This is a genomic window from Pseudomonas sp. GW823-FHT04A03 (assembly GCF_058796615.1).
This window is the reverse complement of the sequence record NZ_JBXAIV010000015.1, coordinates 106074-125665: the sequence shown is the minus strand read 5'-3', so window position 1 is coordinate 125665 and position 19592 is coordinate 106074. Positions and strand designations below refer to the sequence as shown.

At 60.7% G+C, this 19592-nt stretch carries 24 protein-coding genes; 12 read left to right on the top strand and 12 right to left on the bottom strand.

Going from position 1 to position 19592, the window contains the following annotated elements; genetic code table 11:
- Positions 1-320 precede the first annotated feature (320 nt).
- The gene (locus AC1Q9F_RS26805; RefSeq protein WP_085607170.1) at positions 321-629 is read left to right on the top strand and encodes a hypothetical protein; all 309 of its coding nucleotides are present in this window, start codon (positions 321-323) and stop codon (positions 627-629) included.
- Positions 630-632: 3 nt separating this feature from the next.
- Here the strand turns inward: AC1Q9F_RS26805 and greB are convergent, their stop codons facing one another.
- From greB to AC1Q9F_RS26790, 3 genes are read right to left on the bottom strand one after another with little or no spacing between them, the layout of a single operon-like run.
- A complete protein-coding gene (gene greB, locus AC1Q9F_RS26800) occupies positions 633-1130 on the bottom strand; it encodes a transcription elongation factor GreB (RefSeq protein WP_492621260.1) in 498 nt (165 codons plus the stop codon).
- A 34-nt stretch (positions 1131-1164) separates the two neighbouring features.
- The gene (locus tag AC1Q9F_RS26795) at positions 1165-3669 is read right to left on the bottom strand and encodes an ABC transporter permease (RefSeq protein ID WP_492621261.1); all 2505 of its coding nucleotides are present in this window, start codon (positions 3667-3669) and stop codon (positions 1165-1167) included.
- Positions 3669-4352 carry an ABC transporter ATP-binding protein gene (locus AC1Q9F_RS26790; RefSeq protein WP_007955651.1) on the bottom strand — a complete coding sequence of 228 codons (684 nt, stop codon included), beginning with the start codon at positions 4350-4352 and terminating at the stop codon, positions 3669-3671. The genes AC1Q9F_RS26795 and AC1Q9F_RS26790 overlap by 1 nt, the downstream gene beginning before the upstream one ends.
- A gap of 10 nt (positions 4353-4362) precedes the next feature.
- On the opposite strand from AC1Q9F_RS26790, the gene AC1Q9F_RS26785 reads away from it, so the two are divergent.
- The 3 genes from AC1Q9F_RS26785 to AC1Q9F_RS26775 all read left to right on the top strand — a co-directional run bounded on the left by AC1Q9F_RS26785 (position 4363) and on the right by AC1Q9F_RS26775 (position 6442).
- Entirely contained in the window at positions 4363-4968 is a 606-nt protein-coding gene (locus AC1Q9F_RS26785; protein ID WP_007955652.1) for an arylesterase, read from the top strand.
- Positions 4969-5025: 57 nt separating this feature from the next.
- The gene (locus tag AC1Q9F_RS26780; protein ID WP_007955656.1) at positions 5026-5319 is read left to right on the top strand and encodes a hypothetical protein; all 294 of its coding nucleotides are present in this window, start codon (positions 5026-5028) and stop codon (positions 5317-5319) included.
- 151 nt (positions 5320-5470) lie between these two features.
- Entirely contained in the window at positions 5471-6442 is a 972-nt protein-coding gene (locus AC1Q9F_RS26775) for a L,D-transpeptidase family protein (protein ID WP_007955657.1), read from the top strand.
- A 123-nt stretch (positions 6443-6565) separates the two neighbouring features.
- Here AC1Q9F_RS26775 and oprI read toward each other — a convergent pair whose 3' ends face one another.
- On the bottom strand, positions 6566-6817 hold the full coding sequence (gene oprI, locus AC1Q9F_RS26770; protein ID WP_003183784.1) for an outer membrane lipoprotei OprI: 252 nt from the start codon (positions 6815-6817) through the stop codon (positions 6566-6568).
- Positions 6818-7454: 637 nt separating this feature from the next.
- On the opposite strand from oprI, the gene AC1Q9F_RS26765 reads away from it, so the two are divergent.
- Positions 7455-7736, top strand: coding sequence for a GNAT family N-acetyltransferase (locus tag AC1Q9F_RS26765; RefSeq protein WP_007955658.1), 282 nt, complete (start codon positions 7455-7457; stop codon positions 7734-7736).
- A 68-nt stretch (positions 7737-7804) separates the two neighbouring features.
- On the opposite strand, the gene AC1Q9F_RS26760 is transcribed toward AC1Q9F_RS26765, so the two are convergent.
- Together AC1Q9F_RS26760 and AC1Q9F_RS26755 are read right to left on the bottom strand one after the other, a co-directional pair.
- Positions 7805-8881: a 3-deoxy-7-phosphoheptulonate synthase gene (locus AC1Q9F_RS26760; RefSeq protein ID WP_007908583.1), complete on the bottom strand. Its 1077-nt coding sequence runs from the start codon at positions 8879-8881 to the stop codon at positions 7805-7807.
- 145 nt (positions 8882-9026) lie between these two features.
- Positions 9027-9455, bottom strand: a complete 429-nt coding sequence (locus AC1Q9F_RS26755; protein ID WP_007955677.1) for a PilZ domain-containing protein — start codon at positions 9453-9455, stop codon at positions 9027-9029.
- On the opposite strand from AC1Q9F_RS26755, the gene AC1Q9F_RS26750 reads away from it, so the two are divergent.
- The 5 genes from AC1Q9F_RS26750 (at position 9454) to cysB (ending at position 13412) form a co-directional block, all read left to right on the top strand.
- On the top strand, positions 9454-9840 hold the full coding sequence (locus AC1Q9F_RS26750) for a thioredoxin family protein (RefSeq protein ID WP_492621262.1): 387 nt from the start codon (positions 9454-9456) through the stop codon (positions 9838-9840). The genes AC1Q9F_RS26755 and AC1Q9F_RS26750 overlap by 2 nt on opposite strands.
- Positions 9837-10793: a putative 2-dehydropantoate 2-reductase gene (locus AC1Q9F_RS26745; RefSeq protein ID WP_262159978.1), complete on the top strand. Its 957-nt coding sequence runs from the start codon at positions 9837-9839 to the stop codon at positions 10791-10793. Before AC1Q9F_RS26750 ends, AC1Q9F_RS26745 begins: the two co-directional genes overlap by 4 nt.
- Before the next feature lie 23 nt (positions 10794-10816).
- Positions 10817-11722 (top strand): 5'-nucleotidase, encoded by a 906-nt coding sequence (locus tag AC1Q9F_RS26740; protein WP_007955682.1) that lies wholly within the window; start codon positions 10817-10819, stop codon positions 11720-11722.
- Between the two features lie 98 nt (positions 11723-11820).
- Positions 11821-12324 (top strand): universal stress protein, encoded by a 504-nt coding sequence (locus AC1Q9F_RS26735; protein WP_007955683.1) that lies wholly within the window; start codon positions 11821-11823, stop codon positions 12322-12324.
- A 113-nt stretch (positions 12325-12437) separates the two neighbouring features.
- Positions 12438-13412, top strand: coding sequence for an HTH-type transcriptional regulator CysB (gene cysB, locus AC1Q9F_RS26730; protein WP_007955684.1), 975 nt, complete (start codon positions 12438-12440; stop codon positions 13410-13412).
- Positions 13413-13420: 8 nt separating this feature from the next.
- Here cysB and AC1Q9F_RS26725 read toward each other — a convergent pair whose 3' ends face one another.
- Positions 13421-13903, bottom strand: coding sequence for a GreA/GreB family elongation factor (locus AC1Q9F_RS26725; RefSeq protein WP_074687988.1), 483 nt, complete (start codon positions 13901-13903; stop codon positions 13421-13423).
- A 2-nt stretch (positions 13904-13905) separates the two neighbouring features.
- The gene (locus tag AC1Q9F_RS26720) at positions 13906-14313 is read right to left on the bottom strand and encodes a hypothetical protein (protein WP_492621263.1); all 408 of its coding nucleotides are present in this window, start codon (positions 14311-14313) and stop codon (positions 13906-13908) included.
- Positions 14314-14437: 124 nt separating this feature from the next.
- Between AC1Q9F_RS26720 and earP the strand changes: the two genes are divergently transcribed.
- Positions 14438-15580: an elongation factor P maturation arginine rhamnosyltransferase EarP gene (earP, locus tag AC1Q9F_RS26715; protein ID WP_492621264.1), complete on the top strand. Its 1143-nt coding sequence runs from the start codon at positions 14438-14440 to the stop codon at positions 15578-15580.
- Positions 15581-15628: 48 nt separating this feature from the next.
- The gene (locus tag AC1Q9F_RS26710; RefSeq protein WP_007955690.1) at positions 15629-16198 is read left to right on the top strand and encodes an elongation factor P; all 570 of its coding nucleotides are present in this window, start codon (positions 15629-15631) and stop codon (positions 16196-16198) included.
- 65 nt (positions 16199-16263) lie between these two features.
- Here the strand turns inward: AC1Q9F_RS26710 and AC1Q9F_RS26705 are convergent, their stop codons facing one another.
- From AC1Q9F_RS26705 to AC1Q9F_RS26690, 4 genes are all read right to left on the bottom strand, one after another.
- On the bottom strand, positions 16264-17277 hold the full coding sequence (locus AC1Q9F_RS26705; protein WP_492621265.1) for an alpha/beta hydrolase: 1014 nt from the start codon (positions 17275-17277) through the stop codon (positions 16264-16266).
- Between the two features lie 33 nt (positions 17278-17310).
- Entirely contained in the window at positions 17311-17730 is a 420-nt protein-coding gene (locus AC1Q9F_RS26700; protein WP_034155242.1) for an organic hydroperoxide resistance protein, read from the bottom strand.
- Between the two features lie 272 nt (positions 17731-18002).
- Positions 18003-18467, bottom strand: a complete 465-nt coding sequence (locus tag AC1Q9F_RS26695; protein WP_047295464.1) for a MarR family winged helix-turn-helix transcriptional regulator — start codon at positions 18465-18467, stop codon at positions 18003-18005.
- An 83-nt stretch (positions 18468-18550) separates the two neighbouring features.
- Positions 18551-19507, bottom strand: coding sequence for a LysR family transcriptional regulator (locus AC1Q9F_RS26690; RefSeq protein WP_492621266.1), 957 nt, complete (start codon positions 19505-19507; stop codon positions 18551-18553).
- Positions 19508-19592 lie beyond the last annotated feature (85 nt).

The window sequence follows — 19592 nt, the reverse complement described above, 5'->3', positions numbered from 1 at the left end:
ACTGCGTTTTGTGCCCGAATCCATTGCACCCTCCTGATAAGAAGCCAGAAGGTGTAAACCTTATTCAGGACGAGACAGGCTCAAGCAAAAGGCCCGCATTGTGCGGGCCTTTTTTGTTGCGGCTGATTCTTGACACTGGCCGGTCACGTTCTCTAGGATGCCGCTCATGCGCCGATTTAAACAGCTACTTGCGGGGCGCCAGGTGACTATTCTTCAGTTGCCGTCAGAAGCCGGAACAGGGCTTCGAAATACCGCTAAAGCGCTGGTTCGGTGTTGCCTCTCACCTGCCATGCAGACTTTTGAGGCAGAGACACGACACGATGAATGCACTACGCCCTCCAGCACGTCCCGCGCCGATCACGGCACACATCACCCAGCGCAATCCGAAAATCCTGCTTGGCGGCAAACATCAGCCAACGCTGTTGCGTTATCTCGATGGCTGGCCACGCCGCAGCGGCGGTCCTGCCGCATTCCTGATCCAGTTCGTCGAAGACGGTGAGTCGCTGGCGCGTTTTGCCGATGACAGTTTTGATCTGGCCGTCATTCAGGCGCCGAGCCTTGAAGAGGCGCCCGAAATGATTCGTCAACTGACCCGCGTCGCACGCCAGGGCCTGATCACCCGGCGCTGAGCGTCAGGGATATTCGATCGCCACGATGTAGACGAACTGTTCGCCGGTCGGCGCCTGTACCCGCACTTCAGCATCCAGCGCCTTGCCGATCAGGGCGCGGGCCAGCGGTGAGTCGATGCTGATCAGGCCGAGTTTCAGGTCCAGTTCGTCCGGGCCGACGATGCGATAGCGCGACTGTTTGCCGTCCTCGTCTTCGATGGTCACCCAGGCGCCGAAGTAGACCTTGTTCGGATCGCTCGGTTTTTCGCTGACCACTTTCAACGCTTCGAGGCGTTTAGTGAGAAAACGCACGCGACTGTCGATCTCGCGCAGCATTTTCTTGCCGTAGGTGTACTCGGCATTTTCCGAACGATCTCCCTGAGCCGCCGCCTCGCTGACCGACTGCGTCACCTGTGGGCGCCGCACATGCCACAGCTCATGGAATTCGGCGCGCATCCGCGCTTCACCTTCGGGGGTGATCAGCGCGGTGCCGGCGGTGCGGGGAGGGCGATAACGGCTCATGGTTACTTCTTTTGATTAAGACGGCTGGAGTCTATCAACCCTCGCGCAACACTGTCAGCGGGCTGGCGTTCAGCGCACGCCGCGTGCCGAACACGCCGGCGCCACCGATCAGCGCCGCGCCGATCAACGGCAACAGCAGCAACCACGGATGGGGATGCCACGGCAGGTCGAAGGCGAAGCGATACAGCACCAGACTCACCACTTCCGAACCGATCGCCGCGAGCAATCCGCTGACCGCGCCGAGCAAACCGAACTCGATCCGTCGCGCCTTGATCAGCAATTGCCGCTCGGCCCCCAGCGCACGCAACAGCGCCCCTTGGCGAATACGTTCATCCAGGGTTGCCTGCAGCCCGGAAAACAGCACGGCCATCCCCGCCGCCAGCACAAACAACAGCACATACTCCACCGCCAGGGTGACCTGGGCGAGGATGCTGCGCAGCTGTTCGAGCAAGGCTTCGACCTGCAGGATGGTTACCGCCGGGAATGCTCGCGACAGCTCGACAATCTGCTGATCGTGACCGGGTGCCAGATAGAAGCTGGTCAGGTAGGTCGCCGGCAGATCCTTCAGGGTGCCGGGCTGGAAGATCATGAAGAAGTTCGGCTGGAAGTTGTCCCAGTTGATCTCCCGCAGGCTGGTGACCTTCGCTTCGCGATTGACCCCGCCGACGTTGAACACCATGTGATCGCCCAGCTTGAGCTTGAGACTCTCGGCCACCTTGCCTTCCACCGAAACGCCCGGAACGTCATCCGAAGGTTGGCCGGTCCACCACGAACCGGCGGTGATCTTGTTGCCCGCCGGCAGGTCGGCCGCCCAGGTCAGGCTCAGGTCGCGCTGGATCGCGCGGTCGCCGGCCGAATCCTTGCTGACAATCTGCTGCACCGCTTCTCCATTGATGCTGATCAGCCGTCCCGGCACCACCGGATACAACGGCGCGGCCTGGGCCGAGACATTGATCAGGTGATCGGTGAAGGCTTGTTTGTCGGCCGGCAGGATGTTCAGGGCGAAATAGTTGGGTGCGTTTTTCGGCAACTGGTTCTGCCAGGTGTCGAGCAGTTCACCGCGCAGCAGTGCAATCAAAGCCATGGACAGCAGGATAAGCCCGAAAGCCAATGACTGGCCGGCGGCCGCCAAAGGATGGCGCAACAACTGACCCAAACCGAGACGCCACGGCAGGGATGCACGGGCGAGCAGGCGACGCAGGCTTTGCAGCAGCAACAGGAGCAAGCCGCCGAGCACCAGCGCGGCGACCACACCGCCGCCGAGCAGGGCGAATGTCAGCAGCAGGTCCAGACTCAGACGCCACATGATCAGCCCGAGCGCACCGAGTGCCGCGCCATAGACCATCCAGGTACTCGACGGAATCGGCAGCATGTCCCGGCGCAAGACCCGCAACGGCGGCACGCGGCCCAGTGCGGCGAGCGGTGGCAGGGCGAAACCGGCCAGCGCCACCAGCCCGGTGCCGATGCCGGCCAGTGCCGGCAGCAAGCCACCCGGCGGTACGTCGGTCGGCAGCAGATCATGCAGCAGCGCGAACAATCCCAATTGCGCGAGCCAGCCGAGCAGGGCGCCGCTGAGGCTGGCGAGCAGGCCGAGCACCGTCAGTTGCAGACTGAACAGCACCAGGGTTTCCCGGCGCGACAGACCCAGGCAACGCAGCAGGGCGCTGGCATCGAAACGCCGACTGGCGAAGCGGTTGGCCGATAGCGCCACCGCGACACCGGCCAGAAGCACGGCGACCAGACTGGCCATGTTCAGATAACGTTCGGCCTTGCCCAGTGCACCGCCAATTTGTCGGTTGCCATCGCGGGCATCCTGAATCCGCTGGTTGGCGGCGAGGCCCGGTTTTATAAGTTGGCGATAGGTTTCCAGCGCCTGAGGCTCACCGCGCCACAGTTCGCGGTAATTCACCCGGCTGCCGGGTTGCACCACGCCGGTCGCAGCGAGGTCGTCGAGGTTGATCAGTACTCGTGGCGTGAGGCTGTAAAAGTTGCCGGCGCGATCCGGTTCGTAAGTCAGCACTCGCGTCAGTTTCAGCGTCTTCATGCCGACGTCGATGCTGTCGCCGATCTTCAGGTCCAGCGCCGTCAGCAGGCGTGCTTCGACCCAGGCTTCACCGGGCTGAGGCTCGCCTCCGGTTTCCTCTGTCGCGTAGGGGGCGGGGGCGCTTTTCAGTTCGCCGCGTAGCGGATAAGCCCGGTCGACAGCCTTGATACTGGAGAGCTGAATGCCGTTGTCCGTGGCGATGACGCTGGAAAACTCCACCACCTGCGCATGATCCAGACGCAGCTCGGTGCCGCTCCTGATCTGTTCCGGACGGGCCGGCGAGCTGCCTTCGAGCGACAGGTCGGCGCCGAGAAACTCGGTAGCGCGCAGCATCATCGCGCCGTTGAGGCGGGCGCCGAAATAGCCGATGGCGGTACTCGCCGCCACCGCCACGACCAAGGCGAAAAACAGCACCCGCAGCTCACCGGCGCGGGCATCGCGCATCAGTTGGCGCAGGGCGAGACTGAACAGACGCAACAGCGGCAGACGTGCCATCAAGGCTCCAGAGGTGCGACCAACAGGCCGGCTTCAAGACGGATCAGACGCCGGCACCGATGGGCCAGACGTTCGTCGTGGGTCACCAGCACCAAGGTGGTGCCGCGTTCCTTGTTCAATTCGAACAGCAAGTCGCTGATGCGCTCGCCGGTGTGGCTGTCGAGGTTGCCGGTGGGTTCGTCGGCGAACAGCACGTCCGGCTCGGCGGCAAAGGCCCGGGCAATCGCCACGCGCTGTTGTTCGCCACCGGAGAGCTGGCGCGGCGAGTGAGTCAGGCGCTGGCCGAGGCCGACCCGTTGCAGCAGTTCGGTGGCGCGGCTTCGCGCGTCTTTGCGGCCGTCGAGCTCCAGCGGCAGCATGACGTTTTCCAGCGCGTTGAGGCTGTCGAGCAGCTGGAAAGATTGAAAGACGAAACCCACGTGTTCGGCGCGAATGCGCGCGCGCTGGTCTTCGTCGAGATTGCTCAGGCCTTGCCCGGCAAGCGTCACTTCGCCGCTGCTTGGCAGGTCAAGGCCGGCGAGCAGGCCGAGCAGGGTGGATTTGCCGGAACCGGACGCGCCAACGATGGCCAGGCTGTCGCCCTTGTTCAGTTCCAGGCTGAGTTCGTGCAGGATGGTCAGTTCACCTTCCGCGCTGGGAACCACTTTGCTAAGGTTCTTCGCGGTGAGAATGCTTGCGCCCATGGAGAATCCGATGCGTGTGTGGTTTTTGAGTGCTGGCCTGGCCTTGATGTGCATGGCCCAGAACGCAGCGGCGGGTACAGTCCTGATCGTTGGCGATAGTATCAGCGCCGGTTTCGGACTGGATACCCGGCTGGGGTGGGTGTCGTTGCTCGAACAGCGGCTCAAGACCGAAGGTTTTGACGACAAAGTGGTCAATGCGTCCATCAGTGGCGACACCAGTGCCGGAGGCCAGGCACGGCTGCCGGCGCTGCTTGCAGAGCACAAGCCGGAACTGGTGATCCTCGAATTGGGCGGCAACGATGGCCTGCGCGGAATGCCGCCGACGCAATTGCAACAAAATCTTGCTTCGATGATCGACAGCTCGCGTCAAAGCGGTGCCAAGGTGTTGTTGCTCGGCATGCAATTGCCGCCCAACTACGGCAAGCGCTACACCGATGCCTTTGCCGAGGTCTACGGCAAACTCGCCGAGGAGAAAAAAATCCCGCTGGTGCCGTTTTTCCTCGACGGTGTGGGCGGGCATCCGGACTTGATGCAGGCCGACGGTCTGCACCCGGCGGCCGGGGCTCAGGGCAAGTTGCTGGAAAATGTCTGGCCGACGCTAAAACCGCTGCTATGAGGCTTTTCTAGCGGCAGGCTTTCGGCTAATGTGGCGCCCCCTAATTTGGAGCCCCCGATGCCGCGTTCTGCCTGGTCCCTGTTTGCCTACCAACTGATCGAGCCTGACGAACAGCTGGATCTGTTCGCCTGCCAGGAAGTGCGGGTGCATCTGGTGACCCGTCAACTGGAACTCGGTGGCTCGGCGGACCGCACCCTGTGCGGCAGTCTGCTGCCGGCGCAACCGCGCTGGTCGAGCGTGGATCGCCGGGTGTTTCAGGATCAGCGCCTGTGCTCGCTGTGCCGGGCGATCCTCGAATCGCAGAAGCGCGGCACCTCGCCGATCTGGCCCGAGTTGCGTTTCGAGCTTTAAACGCAACCATTCTTCCGAACGCAGTCGGAGCTTGCGGCAGCTTCAATCATGAAGAGTGATGCCAGCCCATCGGCGCATCTCCCCGAATTCCCTGGGCGCGGTGTACAATCGCGTTCTTATTACCTTGTCGATCTTGCGAAGGATTCTCCGGATGTTGCCGCGTTTTCCTGCCGTCACCCGCTGCCTGTCTCTTGCCGCCCTGTGTGTGGCCGGTCCCGTTGCCGCCCTGGAGTTTCCACTGCCACCACCCGGTGAGGACATCATCGGCCAGGTGCAGGTGATCAAGGCCAAGTACGAAGACACCTTTGCCGATCTGGGCACCACCTACGATCTGGGTTATTCGGAAATGGTCGCGGCCAACCCGGGCGTCGATGCCTGGTTGCCGGGCGCAGGCACCGAAATCGTTCTGCCGACCCGCTTCATCCTGCCGCCGGGCCCGCGTGAAGGTATCGTGATCAACCTTGCCGAATACCGCCTCTACTATTTCCCGAAAGGCCGGAACGTGGTGTACACCTTCCCGCTGGGTATCGGTCGTGAAGGCTGGGGCTCTCCGATCGCGCACACCACGATCACCGCCAAGACCCCGAACCCGACCTGGACGCCGCCTGCCTCGATCAAGGCTGAACACGCCGCCGATGGTGATCCGCTGCCGAACGTGGTGCCGGCCGGTCCGGACAACCCGCTGGGCCCGTTCAAGTTCACCCTGGGCACGCCGGGCTACCTGATCCACGGCTCGAACAAGAAGTTCGGCATCGGCATGCGCACCAGCCACGGCTGCTTCCGCATGTTCAACAACAACGTGCTGGAAATGGCGGGCATGGTGCCAGTGGGGACTTCGGTACGAATCCTCAACGACGCGTACAAGTTCGGTCGCAGTGGCGGCAAGATCTACCTCGAAGCGCACACGCCGATCGACGACAAGGGCAACCCGTCGGTGGTCGACAAGCACACCGCCGTGATCAACGCGATGCTCAAGCGTGAAGACATCACCAACAACCTGCGCATGGACTGGGATGTGGTGCGTGATGTGGTGGCAGCCGAAGATGGTCTGCCAACCGAAATCGGCACGCCGAACACCTCGGCGCCGATGGTTTCCAGCGCACCGATCGACCTGCAGCAATAAGCTGAAAGACAAAACCCGCCGAGGCTTGCGCAGCGGCGGGTTTTTTATTGCCCGCAGAAAACTGCAGGCACAAAAAAGCCGACCCAAAAAATGGGTCGGCTTGATAACAATCCCGAAGGACTATTACTTGCGGCTAGCTTTTTCCAGCATGCGCAGAGCACGCTCGTTAGCTTCGTCAGCAGTCTGTTGTGCTTTTTGAGCAGCAGCCAGAGCTTCATCAGCTTTACGGTAAGCTTCGTCTGCACGAGCCTGGGAGCGAGCAGCTGCGTCTTCAGTAGCGGTCAGACGTGCTTCGGTTTCTTTCGATGCGCTGCTGCAACCGGTAGCCAGAACTGCGGCCAGAGCCAGAGCAGAGAATTTCAGAACGTTGTTCATCGTGTTCCCCTTCAAGGACTTTCAATTAAGTGGCTGTCTCCTCCGATTGAGGAAATAGCCGGCGTACATACTACCCATTACTTGTAGTAAGTAAACTGACGTGAGGCAAGAAGCAAAAAAAATTGTAGGCGTTGATTCTTTTTCGAGCAACTTTTAACTGCGCTGTATAAAAAATATCCAGCTGGAAGCCGCGAGCTGAGCGAGTTAATGAGAAAAAGTTCCCGTTGCTGCGGGTTGTTTTGCAGGTAGTGGCTAAAGTCTGCCTATATGGATTCGTCCACACTTTTGTTGCGAATTTGCGCAGCGCCTCGCATATCTTTGTCTATGTTGAGGTGACTTTAAAACAGGGGGCTCGTCTTAAGTCTCAACATCCGGCGATGTTCAGCCTTTCGGCTCGGGAAGATCGTCTCCCGAACCGGCCCTGAGTCCACCGGAACTGCCCCGTCAATCTGCATGATGACGAGCGTACCTTGAGCATTTTCGCCAATGGTGCCTACTATTTGATACGTGCTCGGGTTGCGCGAGATCGGTGCAGTTCTTCTCGGTGTCCATCAGGCACGGGGTGGCGTAGATGTTCCTTCGCCGGGAAAACATCGGTAAGGTAGGGGTCAGAATTCGAGACCCGCGAGGAGTAGTGATGAGCGAGGCGTTGTCCATCCACCATGACCAGGCTGGTCATCAGTTCGAGACCAATGTGGACGGTCATCGTGCCTACCTGACCTATATGGATCTGGGGAAACAGACCCTGGATATCTACCGCACCTTCGTGCCCAACGCCTTGCGTGGCCGAGGCATCGCGGCAGCCCTGACCGAACGGGCGTTGCAGTACGCCGATGAAATGGGCTACACGGTCATTCCATCGTGCTCCTATGTGGAGCGTTACATGGAGCGTCATCAGCGGCGCACCGCCAAGATCTGACTGACCTCACCGCACACACAAAAACGCCGGGCAATGCCCGGCGTTTTTTTATGCCTGCGAAACGGCTGTCAGCTGCGCTGACGTTTCGGCAGTACGTCCTTGAGCTTGGCGTGCATGCTGCGCAAGGTGTTTTCGGTAGCGGACCAGTCGATGCAGGCATCGGTGATCGACACGCCGTATTGCAGGTCGGCGAGGTCTTTCGGGATCGCCTGGCAGCCCCAGTTCAGGTGACTCTCGACCATCAGGCCGATGATCGACTGGTTGCCTTCGAGGATCTGGTTGGCAACGTTCTCCATCACCAGCGGTTGCAGGGCCGGATCCTTGTTGGAGTTGGCGTGGCTGCAATCGACCATGATGTTCGGCTTGATCTTGGCCTTGTTCAGCGCCTGCTCGCACAGGGCGACGCTGACCGAATCGTAGTTCGGCTTGCCGTTACCGCCGCGCAGCACCACGTGACCGTAGGCGTTGCCCTTGGTGGTGACGATCGACACGCCACCTTCCTGGTTGATGCCCAGGAAGCGGTGCGGGCTGGAAACCGACTGCAGGGCGTTGATCGCCACGGTCAGGCCGCCGTCGGTGCCGTTCTTGAAGCCGACCGCCGAGGACAGGCCGGAAGCCATCTCGCGGTGGGTCTGGGATTCGGTGGTCCGTGCGCCGATGGCCGACCAGCTGATCAGGTCCTGCAGATACTGCGGGGAGATCGGGTCGAGGGCTTCGGTGGCGGTCGGCAGGCCTTTCTCGGCCAGGTCCAGCAGCAACTGGCGACCGATGTGCAGACCGTCCTGGATCTTGAACGAGTCATCCAGATACGGGTCGTTGATCAGGCCTTTCCAGCCGACGGTGGTCCGTGGCTTTTCGAAATACACGCGCATGACCAGATACAGGGTGTCCGAGACTTCTGCCGCCAGCACCTTCAGGCGATCGGCATATTCGTGGGCAGCCTTGATGTCGTGGATCGAGCAGGGGCCGATCACCACGAACAGACGATGGTCGGTGCCATCGAGAATGTTGCGGATGACCTCGCGACCCTTGGTGACGGTGCGCAGGGCAGCGTCGCTCAGAGGGATATCACGCTTGAGCTGATCGGGAGTGATCAGGGTCTCGTTGGAAGCGACGTTCAGGTCGTTGATCGGTAAATCAGCCATCGTTTACTCGTCAGGTCACGGGTGCCGGCCGCCAGCGATCCCCGCGCGGCGGAGCACAGCGGATTTAAGCGCGTCGGGGAGCCGAACCTTATCGCGTTAGACGCCTGCTAGACAATGGGCAAGTAACTGTTCAGTCCAGCTCTGCTTACGCAAAAGCCTTGCGAACGCTGTCGTGGGAGAACTCTTCGGCGTGTTGCTCGACCCATTGCAGGGCGCGCGCCTGGATATCCTGCAGATCATCGTGGGCATCGTTGATTCGGCAATAGCGCTCGATCTGACACACCTGCTCACCCATTCGCGCGCTGAACAGCGTCTGCTCATCAGTGAACGCAATGCCCACCAGATAACCTTTTTTACGACGCAGGCACCAGGCCACATAGCCCGGATAGGCGAAATCGGCATTGATGGTCGGCATGCGCACTTGCAGCGCTGTGCCATGGCGCCAGGCACGGTGGTAATTGCAAGCGATGCCGCCGAGGCTGATAGTGTGCAGCCGTTGACGCGAAATACACTCCGGTGTGAGCAAGGTCAATTCAACGGGCACATCATCCGGATGAGGAATAAACCGTCCCATGAGCACAGACTCCCTGTGTCGGCCATTTGACATTGTTTCCCCCAGTATAGTGGTCGAATCGCAGCTGACCGATTTTGACGCCGACCAACGGCTGCTGGCGATGAACGGCGTTTCGCTGGTGATCTTCACCAGCGTCGGCTGCGCCAGTTGCCGCTATGCCCGCGAAGTGTTGCCGGGGCTCGATCTGGCCGTCGATCGCCTGTGCTGGATCGATGCCGGTGACAACGGCGGACTGGTCGAGCGTTATCAGGTCTTTCATTTGCCGGCGCTGTTTGTGGTGCGCGACGGCGAGTTCTTTGGGGCAGTGCACACGCGCCTGAATGTCGATGAGCTGAACGCAGCCGTGGCGCAGGCGCTGGGTCGAATTGCAGAGGAGTTGCCGTGATGGGAGCAGTGAACAAACCGGTGGTGGGGATTATCGGCACCGGCGCCATCGGAGGGTTTTACGGGGTGATGCTGGCCCGGGCCGGGTTCGATGTGCATTTTCTGTTGCGCAGTGAATTTTCCGCCGTCGCCGAGCGCGGCTTGCAGGTGGACAGTGCCGTGCATGGCGCCTTGACGCTGAACCCGGTGCAGGCCTATTCGTCGGCTGAAGACATGCCGCCCTGCGACTGGCTGCTGGTCGGCGCCAAGACCACCAGCAATGCCGGACTGGCGCCGTCGATCATTCAGGCGGCGAAACCCGACGCGAAAGTGCTGGTACTGCAAAACGGCCTCGACGTCGAAGACAGCTTGCGTGCGTTGTTGCCCGACTCCCTGCACTTGCTCGGCGGTTTGTGCCTGATCTGCGTCCACCGCGAAGGGCCTGGGCAGATCACCCATCAGGCGCTGGGGGCGGTGAACGTCGGTTACCACAGCGGTCCGGCACCGGATGACGCGGCGCGCATGGCAATCGTCGAGGAGGGCGCCGGCCTGTTCCGCGCCGCTGGCCTCGACTCCCAGGCGATGCCGAACCTGCATCAGGCGCGCTGGCAGAAACTGGTGTGGAACATTCCCTACAACGGGCTTTCGGTGTTGCTCGGTGCCAGCACCACGCCGTTGATGGCCGACACGGACAGCCGCGCCTTGATTCAGGCACTGATGGCCGAAGTGGTGCAGGGCGCCAAGGCCTGCGGTCACGACATGCCGCCCGGTTACGCCGAATACCTGTTCATGATGACCGAGAAAATGCCCGACTATTGGCCGAGCATGTACCACGACTTTTTGCACAAGCGACCGCTGGAGCTGGAGGCGATCTACGCTCGTCCTTTGGCGGCGGCAAAAGCGGCAGGCTGCGAGTTGCCGCGTATCGAATCGTTGTACCGCACATTGAGCTTTATCGACCGGCGTAACGTTTAAACCGGTCGCACTGGGGGTAAGGCATGGCCAAGAACATCGATGACAAACTGGTGCTGGCGATCTCGTCCCGTGCCCTGTTCGACCTGAGCGAAAGCCACAAGGTGTATGAGTCGAGTGGCGTCGAAGCCTATCGGCAATATCAGATCGATCACGAAGACGAAATCCTTGCGCCGGGCGATGCCTTTCCGCTGGTGGAAAAACTCCTCAACCTCAACAGTCGCCTTGGCCGCGCCCGGGTCGAGGTGATTCTGGTGTCGCGCAACAGTGCTGATACCGGCCTGCGCGTTTTCAACTCCATTGGTCATTACGGCCTGGCGATTTCCCGCGCGGCGTTCGTCGGCGGGCGCAGTCCTTATCCGTACCTGAAGGCTTTTGGTTGCGACCTGTTTCTCTCCACCCACGCCGAAGATGTGCGCGCTGCGCTGGATGCCGGTTTCGCGGCGGCGACCATTCTGTCCGGCGGCGCCAGTCGTGCGGCCAGCGATGAATTGCGCATCGCCTTCGACGGTGACGCCGTGCTGTTCTCCGACGAGTCGGAGCGGGTCTATCAATCCGGTGGCCTCGAAGCCTTTCAGGCCAAGGAGCGTGAGTCCGCGCGCGAACCGTTGCGCGGCGGGCCGTTCAAGGGCTTTCTGGCGGCGCTCAATCTGTTGCAGCGCGAGTTCTCCGATGAGGAGTGCCCGATCCGCACCGCATTGGTCACCGCGCGTTCGGCCCCGGCTCACGAGCGGGTGATCCGCACCTTGCGCGAGTGGGACATTCGTCTGGACGAATCGCTGTTTCTCGGTGGCCTGACCAAATCGGCGTTCCTCGAAGCCTTCGCCGCCGACGTGTTTTTCGACGATCAGGCCGGCCACTGCGAGCTGGCCCGGGAAGTCGTGGCGACCGGTCACGTGCCCCACGGCATCAGCAACGAACCGGCGGTCTAAAGCCCACGTGGTTCAAGACGTTGCGTCGCACGTCGTACTCGCCAAGGCACTGCTAAGCTGAATCAAATCTCCGCCATGTTGGAGCGCGAGGAGGTCACATGATTCGTTCGATGCTGTATGCCACTGACCTCGGTCTGTACGCACCGTTAGTGATGCAGCATGCCCTGGCGATGGCGCGAACGTTCAATGCCGATCTGTACGTGGTGCACGCGGTGGAACCCATGGGGCTGTTTGCCGAATCGGTGTTGCAGAGCTATCTCGACGAACAGGCGTTGAACGAATTTCACAGTCAGGGTCTGAAAACCGTCATCGCCAATATCGAGCAGCGGGTGCTCGACAGTTTTCGTGAAGAGCTGGGGGACGAGGGCGAGCAGGACCTGCAGCGGATACGCGCGGTGCGGGTGCTGCAGGGCGATCCGTCACAGGTGATTCTCGATCAGGTACAGAAACTCTCTGTCGATTTGCTGATCGTAGGAAGTCACAGCCACGGGGTCGGGGCGGAAACACCTTTGGGGCGAACGGCAGCCCGGCTGCTGCAATTGTCCAAGGTGCCGGTTTATCTGGTGCCGCTGGTGGAGCGTCGGCGTCGGGAGGATCGCTGAGGCAGGAATAATGGCACTTTGATAAAAAAGTTCTAGATTTATTCTTCAAACCATTAATATAGTTATATACCGTCGCTGATGCCCGTGGCGTCTACCTGCTTTGAGGGATTCATATGAAGCTTCAACAATTGCGCTACATCTGGGAAGTGGCGCACCACGACCTCAACGTTTCCGCTACAGCCCAAAGCCTCTACACCTCGCAACCGGGCATCAGTAAACAGATCCGCCTGCTGGAAGACGAACTGGGCGTCGAAGTGTTCGCCCGCAGCGGCAAGCACCTGACCCGCGTCACTCCGGCCGGCGAGCGCATCATCACCACTGCCGGTGAGATTCTGCGCAAGGTCGAAAGCATCAAGCAGATCGCCCAGGAGTTCTCCAACGAGAAGAAGGGCACCCTGTCGATCGCCACCACCCACACCCAGGCACGTTATGCACTGCCGCCGGTGATCAGCAACTTCATCAAGCAATACCCTGACGTGGCGCTGCACATGCACCAGGGTTCGCCGATGCAGATCGCCGAGATGGCCGCTGACGGCACCGTCGATTTCGCCATCGCCACCGAAGCGCTGGAGCTGTTCGGCGATCTGGTAATGATGCCGTGCTACCGCTGGAACCGTTGCGTGGTCGTGCCTCAGGGCCACCCGCTGACCAAGCTGCCGAAGCTGACCCTCGAAGCGCTGGCCGAATACCCGATCGTGACTTACGTGTTCGGTTTCACCGGCCGTTCGAAACTCGACGAAGCCTTCAGCCATCGCGGCCTGACGCCGAAAGTGGTGTTCACCGCTGCCGACGCCGACGTGATCAAAACCTACGTGCGTCTGGGTCTGGGTGTTGGCATCGTGGCGAAAATGGCGGTCGACACCAAACTGGATAACGATCTGGTGGTGCTCGACGCCAGCGAGCTGTTCGAGTCCAGCGTGACCAAGATCGGTTTCCGTCGCGGCACCTTCCTGCGCGGCTTCATGTGCGACTTCATCGAGAAGTTCGCGCCGCACCTGACCCGCGAAGTCATGGCCAAGGCCATTCAGTGCCACAACAAGCAGGAACTGGAAGAGCTGTTCGAAGGCGTCGAACTGCCGGTTCACTAAGCCCCTGTCTACAGCACCTCGGTGACAGCAAACTGTTGCCGGGTGCCCGCCACCAGAATCTCCACCTCGTCACCCTCGAACTTGCCCAGCAGGCTTTTGCCCAGCGGCGAGCGCGGGGTGATGACGGTAATCGGCTGACCCACCACGTCGACTTTCAGACCCGCCGCATCCGGCGCCAGAAACAGCCATTGTTCGCGACCCTTTTCGTCTTCCAGACCGAGCAGGGCGCCGATTTCAATCCCCCGCTGATCGTCATAGGCGCGCAGCGTCAGGTTCTGGCACAGCGCCAGTGACTGACGAATTTCCTCGACCCGTTTCGCCTGGCCCGCCGCCAGATACGACGCCTCAAGACCCAGAGTGTCGTACTTGTTTTCGGCGATGTTCTCTTCGTGGGTCGCGGTTTCGTAAGCGGTTTGCGCCGCGCGTTCGGCGATGTCGAGGTCGACGCGCAACTTGTCGAGAATCAGTTGGTGAACCGTCTGTTTATTCATGATCAATCGCAGAATTGCAGGACGTTGGCGCGGCTTTTTTCGCTCGGGGCCGTCTGATCCTGTTGCAGCCAGAACTGGCATTTGGGGTTCGACAGATTACGTGTGCTGCCACGGGCCTGATCCAGGCGTGCCTGTTGCTCGTTCTTGCGCAGGTTTTCTTCGTACTGCTCGAACAACGGACTCTGCGGCGGAATGTCCGGCACCACTCGGACGGCGGGTGGATTGGCCAGTTGCTGCACGGCCTGGGCAACCGGCGCCAGTTGTTCATTGAAGTAAAAGCGTGAAGCGAGCCAGCACGTCAGCGCAATGGCCAGGAAACCCAGCCACAGACCCAAGGCAATGCTACCGGTCAATTGCAGCGCGCTAAGCTGAACAGGCAAGGGGCGACGCGGGTTGGGACGATAGGGCATGGGTGCCTCCTGGCGGATGAATGCGGGCGAGTGGCGATTGTCGCACGAAGATTAATTGCCGTCGGCTCTTCTGCATGGAGACATTTATGCGGACAATTGGCGCTTTTGCCAACGGGAGCCTTGAATGCCGCCACTGAACACCCGCTGGGACATTTTTTGTACGGTCGTCGACAACTACGGCGACATTGGCGTGACCTGGCGTCTGGCCCGGCAACTGGTCAGCGAGCATGCGATGACGGTGCGGCTGTGGGTCGATGACCTGCGCGCCTTCGAGCGACTTTGCCCCGAAATCGACATCGGCTTCGATCAGCAATGGCAGCAGGGCGTCGAAGTCCGGCACTGGCCGACCGAATGGCCGGAGGCAGACGCGGCCGATGTGGTGATCGCTGCGTTTGCCTGCCAGTTGCCGAGCGTCTACATGGACGCCATGGCCGCGCGGGAGAAACTGCCGTTGTGGATGAACCTCGACTACCTCAGCGCGGAAGACTGGGTGGTCGGCTGCCACGGGTTGCCTTCGGTGAAGTACAAGTCGGTGCAGAAGTACTTTTTCTTTCCGGGATTTCAGCCGGGGACCGGTGGCTTGTTGCGTGAACGCGGTTTGCTGGAGCGGCGTCAGCAATTTCAGCAGGATCCCGAGGCTCAGCGACAATTCCTGCACGGTCTGGGGATCGTTCCTGCACCCGATGCGCAGCTGATTTCGCTGTTTGCCTACGAGAATGCCGGACTCGCCAGCTGGCTGGATGTGCTGGCGGCGGACTCGACACCCACTCATCTGCTGGTGCCGGAAGGACGGATTCTCGGCGATGTCGCTCGTTGGCTCGGGGTCGAGTCGCTGGCGGTCGGGGACACACATGATCGTCAGGCGCTAACCGTACAGGTGCTGCCGTTCGTCCGTCAGGATCAATACGATCAATTGCTCTGGTGCTGCGATTTCAACGCGGTGCGCGGCGAGGACTCGTTTGTCCGGGCGCAATGGGCGGGGCGGCCGATGCTGTGGCACATCTATCAGCAGGACGAAGACATCCATCTCGACAAGCTCGACGCCTTCCTTGCGCTCTATACAAAACGCCTCTCGCCGGCTGCCGCCGAGGCGATGAACGGTCTCTGGCGTGCCTGGAGTGCCGGGCAGCCTATCGGCGACCACTGGCTTGAGGCCCGCAAACACTGGCCCGAACTGCAGGAAAATGCCCGCGCGTGGTGTCTGGAACAGGCCTTGCAGGCGGATCTTGCGACGGCGCTGGTACAGTTTTACCGAAATTGGATATGATACGCGGCCTAGATTTTTGTAAATCCCATCCAAATTCGGATATTCGCAATGAAAACTGGTAAAGAACTCAAACCCGGTACCGTGATCCGTATCGACAACGATCCTTGGCTGGTTCAGAAAGCTGAATTCACCAAATCGGGCCGTAACAGCGCGATCATGAAGACCAAGCTGAAGAACCTGCTGACCGGTTACAAGACCGAAACCGTTTACGGTGCGGACGACAAGCTGGACGACGTGATCCTGGATCGCAAAGAAGCGACTCTGTCCTTCATCAGCGGTGACTCCTACACGTTCATGGACACCACCGACTACACCATGTACGAGCTGAACGCCGAAGACATCGAAAGCGTTCTGCCATTCGTGGAAGAAGGCATGACCGACGTTTGCGAAGCCGTATTCTTCGAAGGCCGTCTGGTTTCCGTAGAGCTGCCGACCACCATCGTGCGTCAGGTTGACTACACCGAAGGTTCCGCTCGCGGCGACACTTCCGGCAAGGTGATGAAGCCTGCCAAACTGAAGAACGGTACCGAGCTGTCGGTTGCTGACTTCATCGAAATCGGCGACATGATCGAGATCGATACCCGCGAAGGCGGTTCCTACAAAGGCCGTGCCAAATAAGCACTGCTTTTTGCGGAAAGAAAAAGCCCGACCATTGAGTCGGGCTTTTTTGTGCTTGATGAAAATTACTTCTTCAGGTGCTGCTTCAGTTCTTCCGAGGCCTGCAGCATCGCCGAACGCACTGCCGGCACCTGGCTGACCACGTTGAGCAAACCGTAGTCGTGGATCATGCCGTTGTAGCGCACCGAGGTCACCGGCACGCCGGCTTCGTCGAGTTTGCGGGCGTAGGCTTCACCTTCGTCACGCAGTACGTCGGCCCCGGCGGTCTGCACCAGTGCAGGCGGCAGACCTTTCAACTGCGCGGTCGTGGCCCGCAGCGGCGAGGCGTAGATCTCGTTCCGCTGGTTGGCGTCGGTGGTGTAGTTGTCCCAGAACCACTTCATCATGTTGCGGGTGAGGAAGTGCCCCTCGGCGTACTGGTTATACGAACCGGTGTCGAAATTGGCATCGGTCACCGGCCACAGCAGTACCTGGAACTTGATCGCCGGGGTGCCTTTGTCTTTGGCCATCAAGGCGACGACTGCCGCCATGTTGCCGCCGACGCTGTTGCCCGCCACCGCCAGACGCTTGCCGTCGACGTTGATCTCTTTGCCGTGTTCGGCCACCCATTTGGTCGCGACGTAAGCCTGGTTGATCGCCACCGGGTAATGCGCTTCCGGCGAAGGGGTGTAGTTGACGAACACCGCCGCCGCACCCGAGCCGACCACCAGATCCCGCACCAGACGTTCGTGGGTCGGGAAATCTCCCAGCACCCAGCCGCCGCCGTGGAAGAACATGAACACCGGCAGCTCGCCCTTGACCCCGGCCGGCCGGACGATGGTCAGGCTCAACGGTTGGCCATCGACCTGGATGGTCTTCTCGCTGACGTCTGCCTTGGGCAGCGTCAGTTTGACCCCGGACTGCGCGCCGGTCAGAACGGCGCGGGCATCCTTGGGTGTCAGCTGTTCCATCGGTTTGCCGGTGCCGGCATTCAGCACATCGAGAAACGCCTGGGTGTTGTGTTCAACCTCCCCGGCAAATGCGCTGTGGATGGACAGGGCGAGAAGGGTACCGGTCAAGACTTTGCTGAAAGTGTTCATGTTCATTTCCTGTACGGGCCTGAGTGTCAGTGATTACACGGTGACGTGCAGACGCACATCGACGTTGCCGCGAGTGGCGTTGGAGTACGGGCAGACCTGGTGGGCAGCGTCGACCAGGCTTTGTGCGTCAGCCTGTTCCAGGCCCGGCAGGCTGATGTGCAGGTCGATGTCCAGACCGAAACCGCCAGGAATCTGGCCGATGCCGACGTGAGCGGTGATCGAAGCGTCGTCCGGGATTTTGCGTTTGGTCTGGCTGGCGACGAATTTCAGGGCGCCGATGAAGCAGGCCGAGTAGCCGGCGGCAAACAGTTGCTCAGGGTTGGTAGCCGCGCCGCCGGCACCGCCGAGTTCTTTCGGGGTGGCCAGTTTGACGTCGAGGATGTTGTCGCTGGAGATCGCACGACCGTCACGGCCGCCAGTGGAGGTTGCGATTGCGGTGTAGAGAGTTTGCATGGTGTGAGCCTCATTGAGTGTGGTTGGTTGCGCTAATTGTTTGCGCGCTAACTAAGTGCGAAGTAAATGTACTTCGCTAATATTTAGCGCGCAAGATAAATTTTTGAAGAAAGCGCGAATCGGCACTTGAATCGGGCAGGGTCGTGATCTCAAGCTTTTGATATAGAAGGTTTTTTTAATGTAAGACGAGAGGAAAATTTTTTCGGGGATCAGCGGTGACGGTGCGATTCGCCCGCAGGCGCAAGGCTGCGCCCACAGGGAAGGGGGAAGTGTTAAGCGAGGCTGTCCTGCAAATGACCGCGCAAGGCCTGCAACTCAGCTTGCAGATTTTGCAGACGTTCCAGGGTGAAGCCACTGGCCCCCAGGATGCACTGTGGAACGGTTCGAGCCTTGTCTTTCAAGGCGCGGCCCTGCGCGGTCAATTCGACGATCACCACACGCTCATCCTCACGGCTGCGGGTTCGGCTGAGCAAACCTTCACCTTCCAGGCGCTTGAGCAGCGGAGTCAGCGAGCCCGGATCGGTCAGCAGACGCGTGCTGATTTCTCCGACGGTCAAACCATCCTTTTCCCACAGCACCATCATCGCCAAGTATTGCGGATACGTCAGGCCGAGCGCTTGCAGCAGCGGCTTGTAGACCTTGGTCATCATCAGCGAAGTGGAATGCAGGGCGAAGCAGGCCTGATTGTCGAGCAGCAGGTCTTCGCAGTGATCGGTGGTGTCGCGGTCGGTGGTCATGTCGGTGCCTTGAACGGTGATGCAGATGAATCTAGCGCTCGAATCTTTAATGCGCCAGACAATTGTGCCCGGTGGCAGGTCGGTCAATGCCGGCCCAACTCACGTTGCAGGGCCAGATCCCACGGCGGCACGGGGCTGAACCGGGTCTTGAGGTATTCCAGCAGCAGGCGGCTGCGGGAGCTGGCCTGTTGCTCCAGTCGCAGCGCATAGATGCCGGTGCTCTCCGGTTTTGGCAGGCCGTTTTCACAGAACAGCGGCAGCAACTCGCCGCGCAACAGGTATTCGCTGGCCAGCCAGGTCGGCAGATGCGCGATCCCTAGTCCCGCAAGCGCACCGCAAACCAGAGCCTCGGCGTTGTTGGCGCTCATGCGCACCCGCGCCGGGCGGTGCAATTGCATCTGCCCGTTCTGTTCGAAGCGCCAGGCGAAGGGCGGGGCGAGGCCGTCCCAATCGAGGCCGTCGTGTTCGCCCAGTTGAGCTGGCTCGCTCGGCACGCCCCGGCGCTTGAGATAGTCGGGGCTGGCGCAGGCGATGCGCACCATGCTCGCCAATGGTGTGGCGACCAGTCGGGTGTCGGCCATTTGCCCGGCGCGCAACACCAGATCGACCTTGCCCAGGTTTGAACCGTCCATGTCGACGAAGCTGTCGATCAGATGCAATTGCACGTCCAGTCCCGGATACAGCACCAGAAAATCGGCAATCACCGGCGCCAGATGCCGCCGCCCGAAGGCCGCCGGCGCATCCACCCGAATCAGACCCTCCGGCGCGCTGCTCAGGGACACCGCTTCCGCCCGGGCCAGTTGCAGCTCGGCAACGATCCGTCGCGCCCGTTCGGCAAACGCCAGGCCGGCCGGCGTGGCGCGCACCGCGTGAGTACTGCGGATAAACAACTGGCTGCCGACAGCGCTTTCCAGACTGTCGATGCGCCGGGCAACGGCGGAGGGCGTCAGCGGATGTCGGCGTGAAGCCGCAGAAAAACTGCCGCTCTCCAGTACATCGAGAAACAGCCCGAGTTGTTCGGTCAATTGATTGGGATTCATGAGTCGGCTCAGCGCCTATGCGGATTTGGCATAGCCATTGTGCGTTGCTGTGCGTTTCCGTGCCAGCGCCGACTGCGTAGGATGA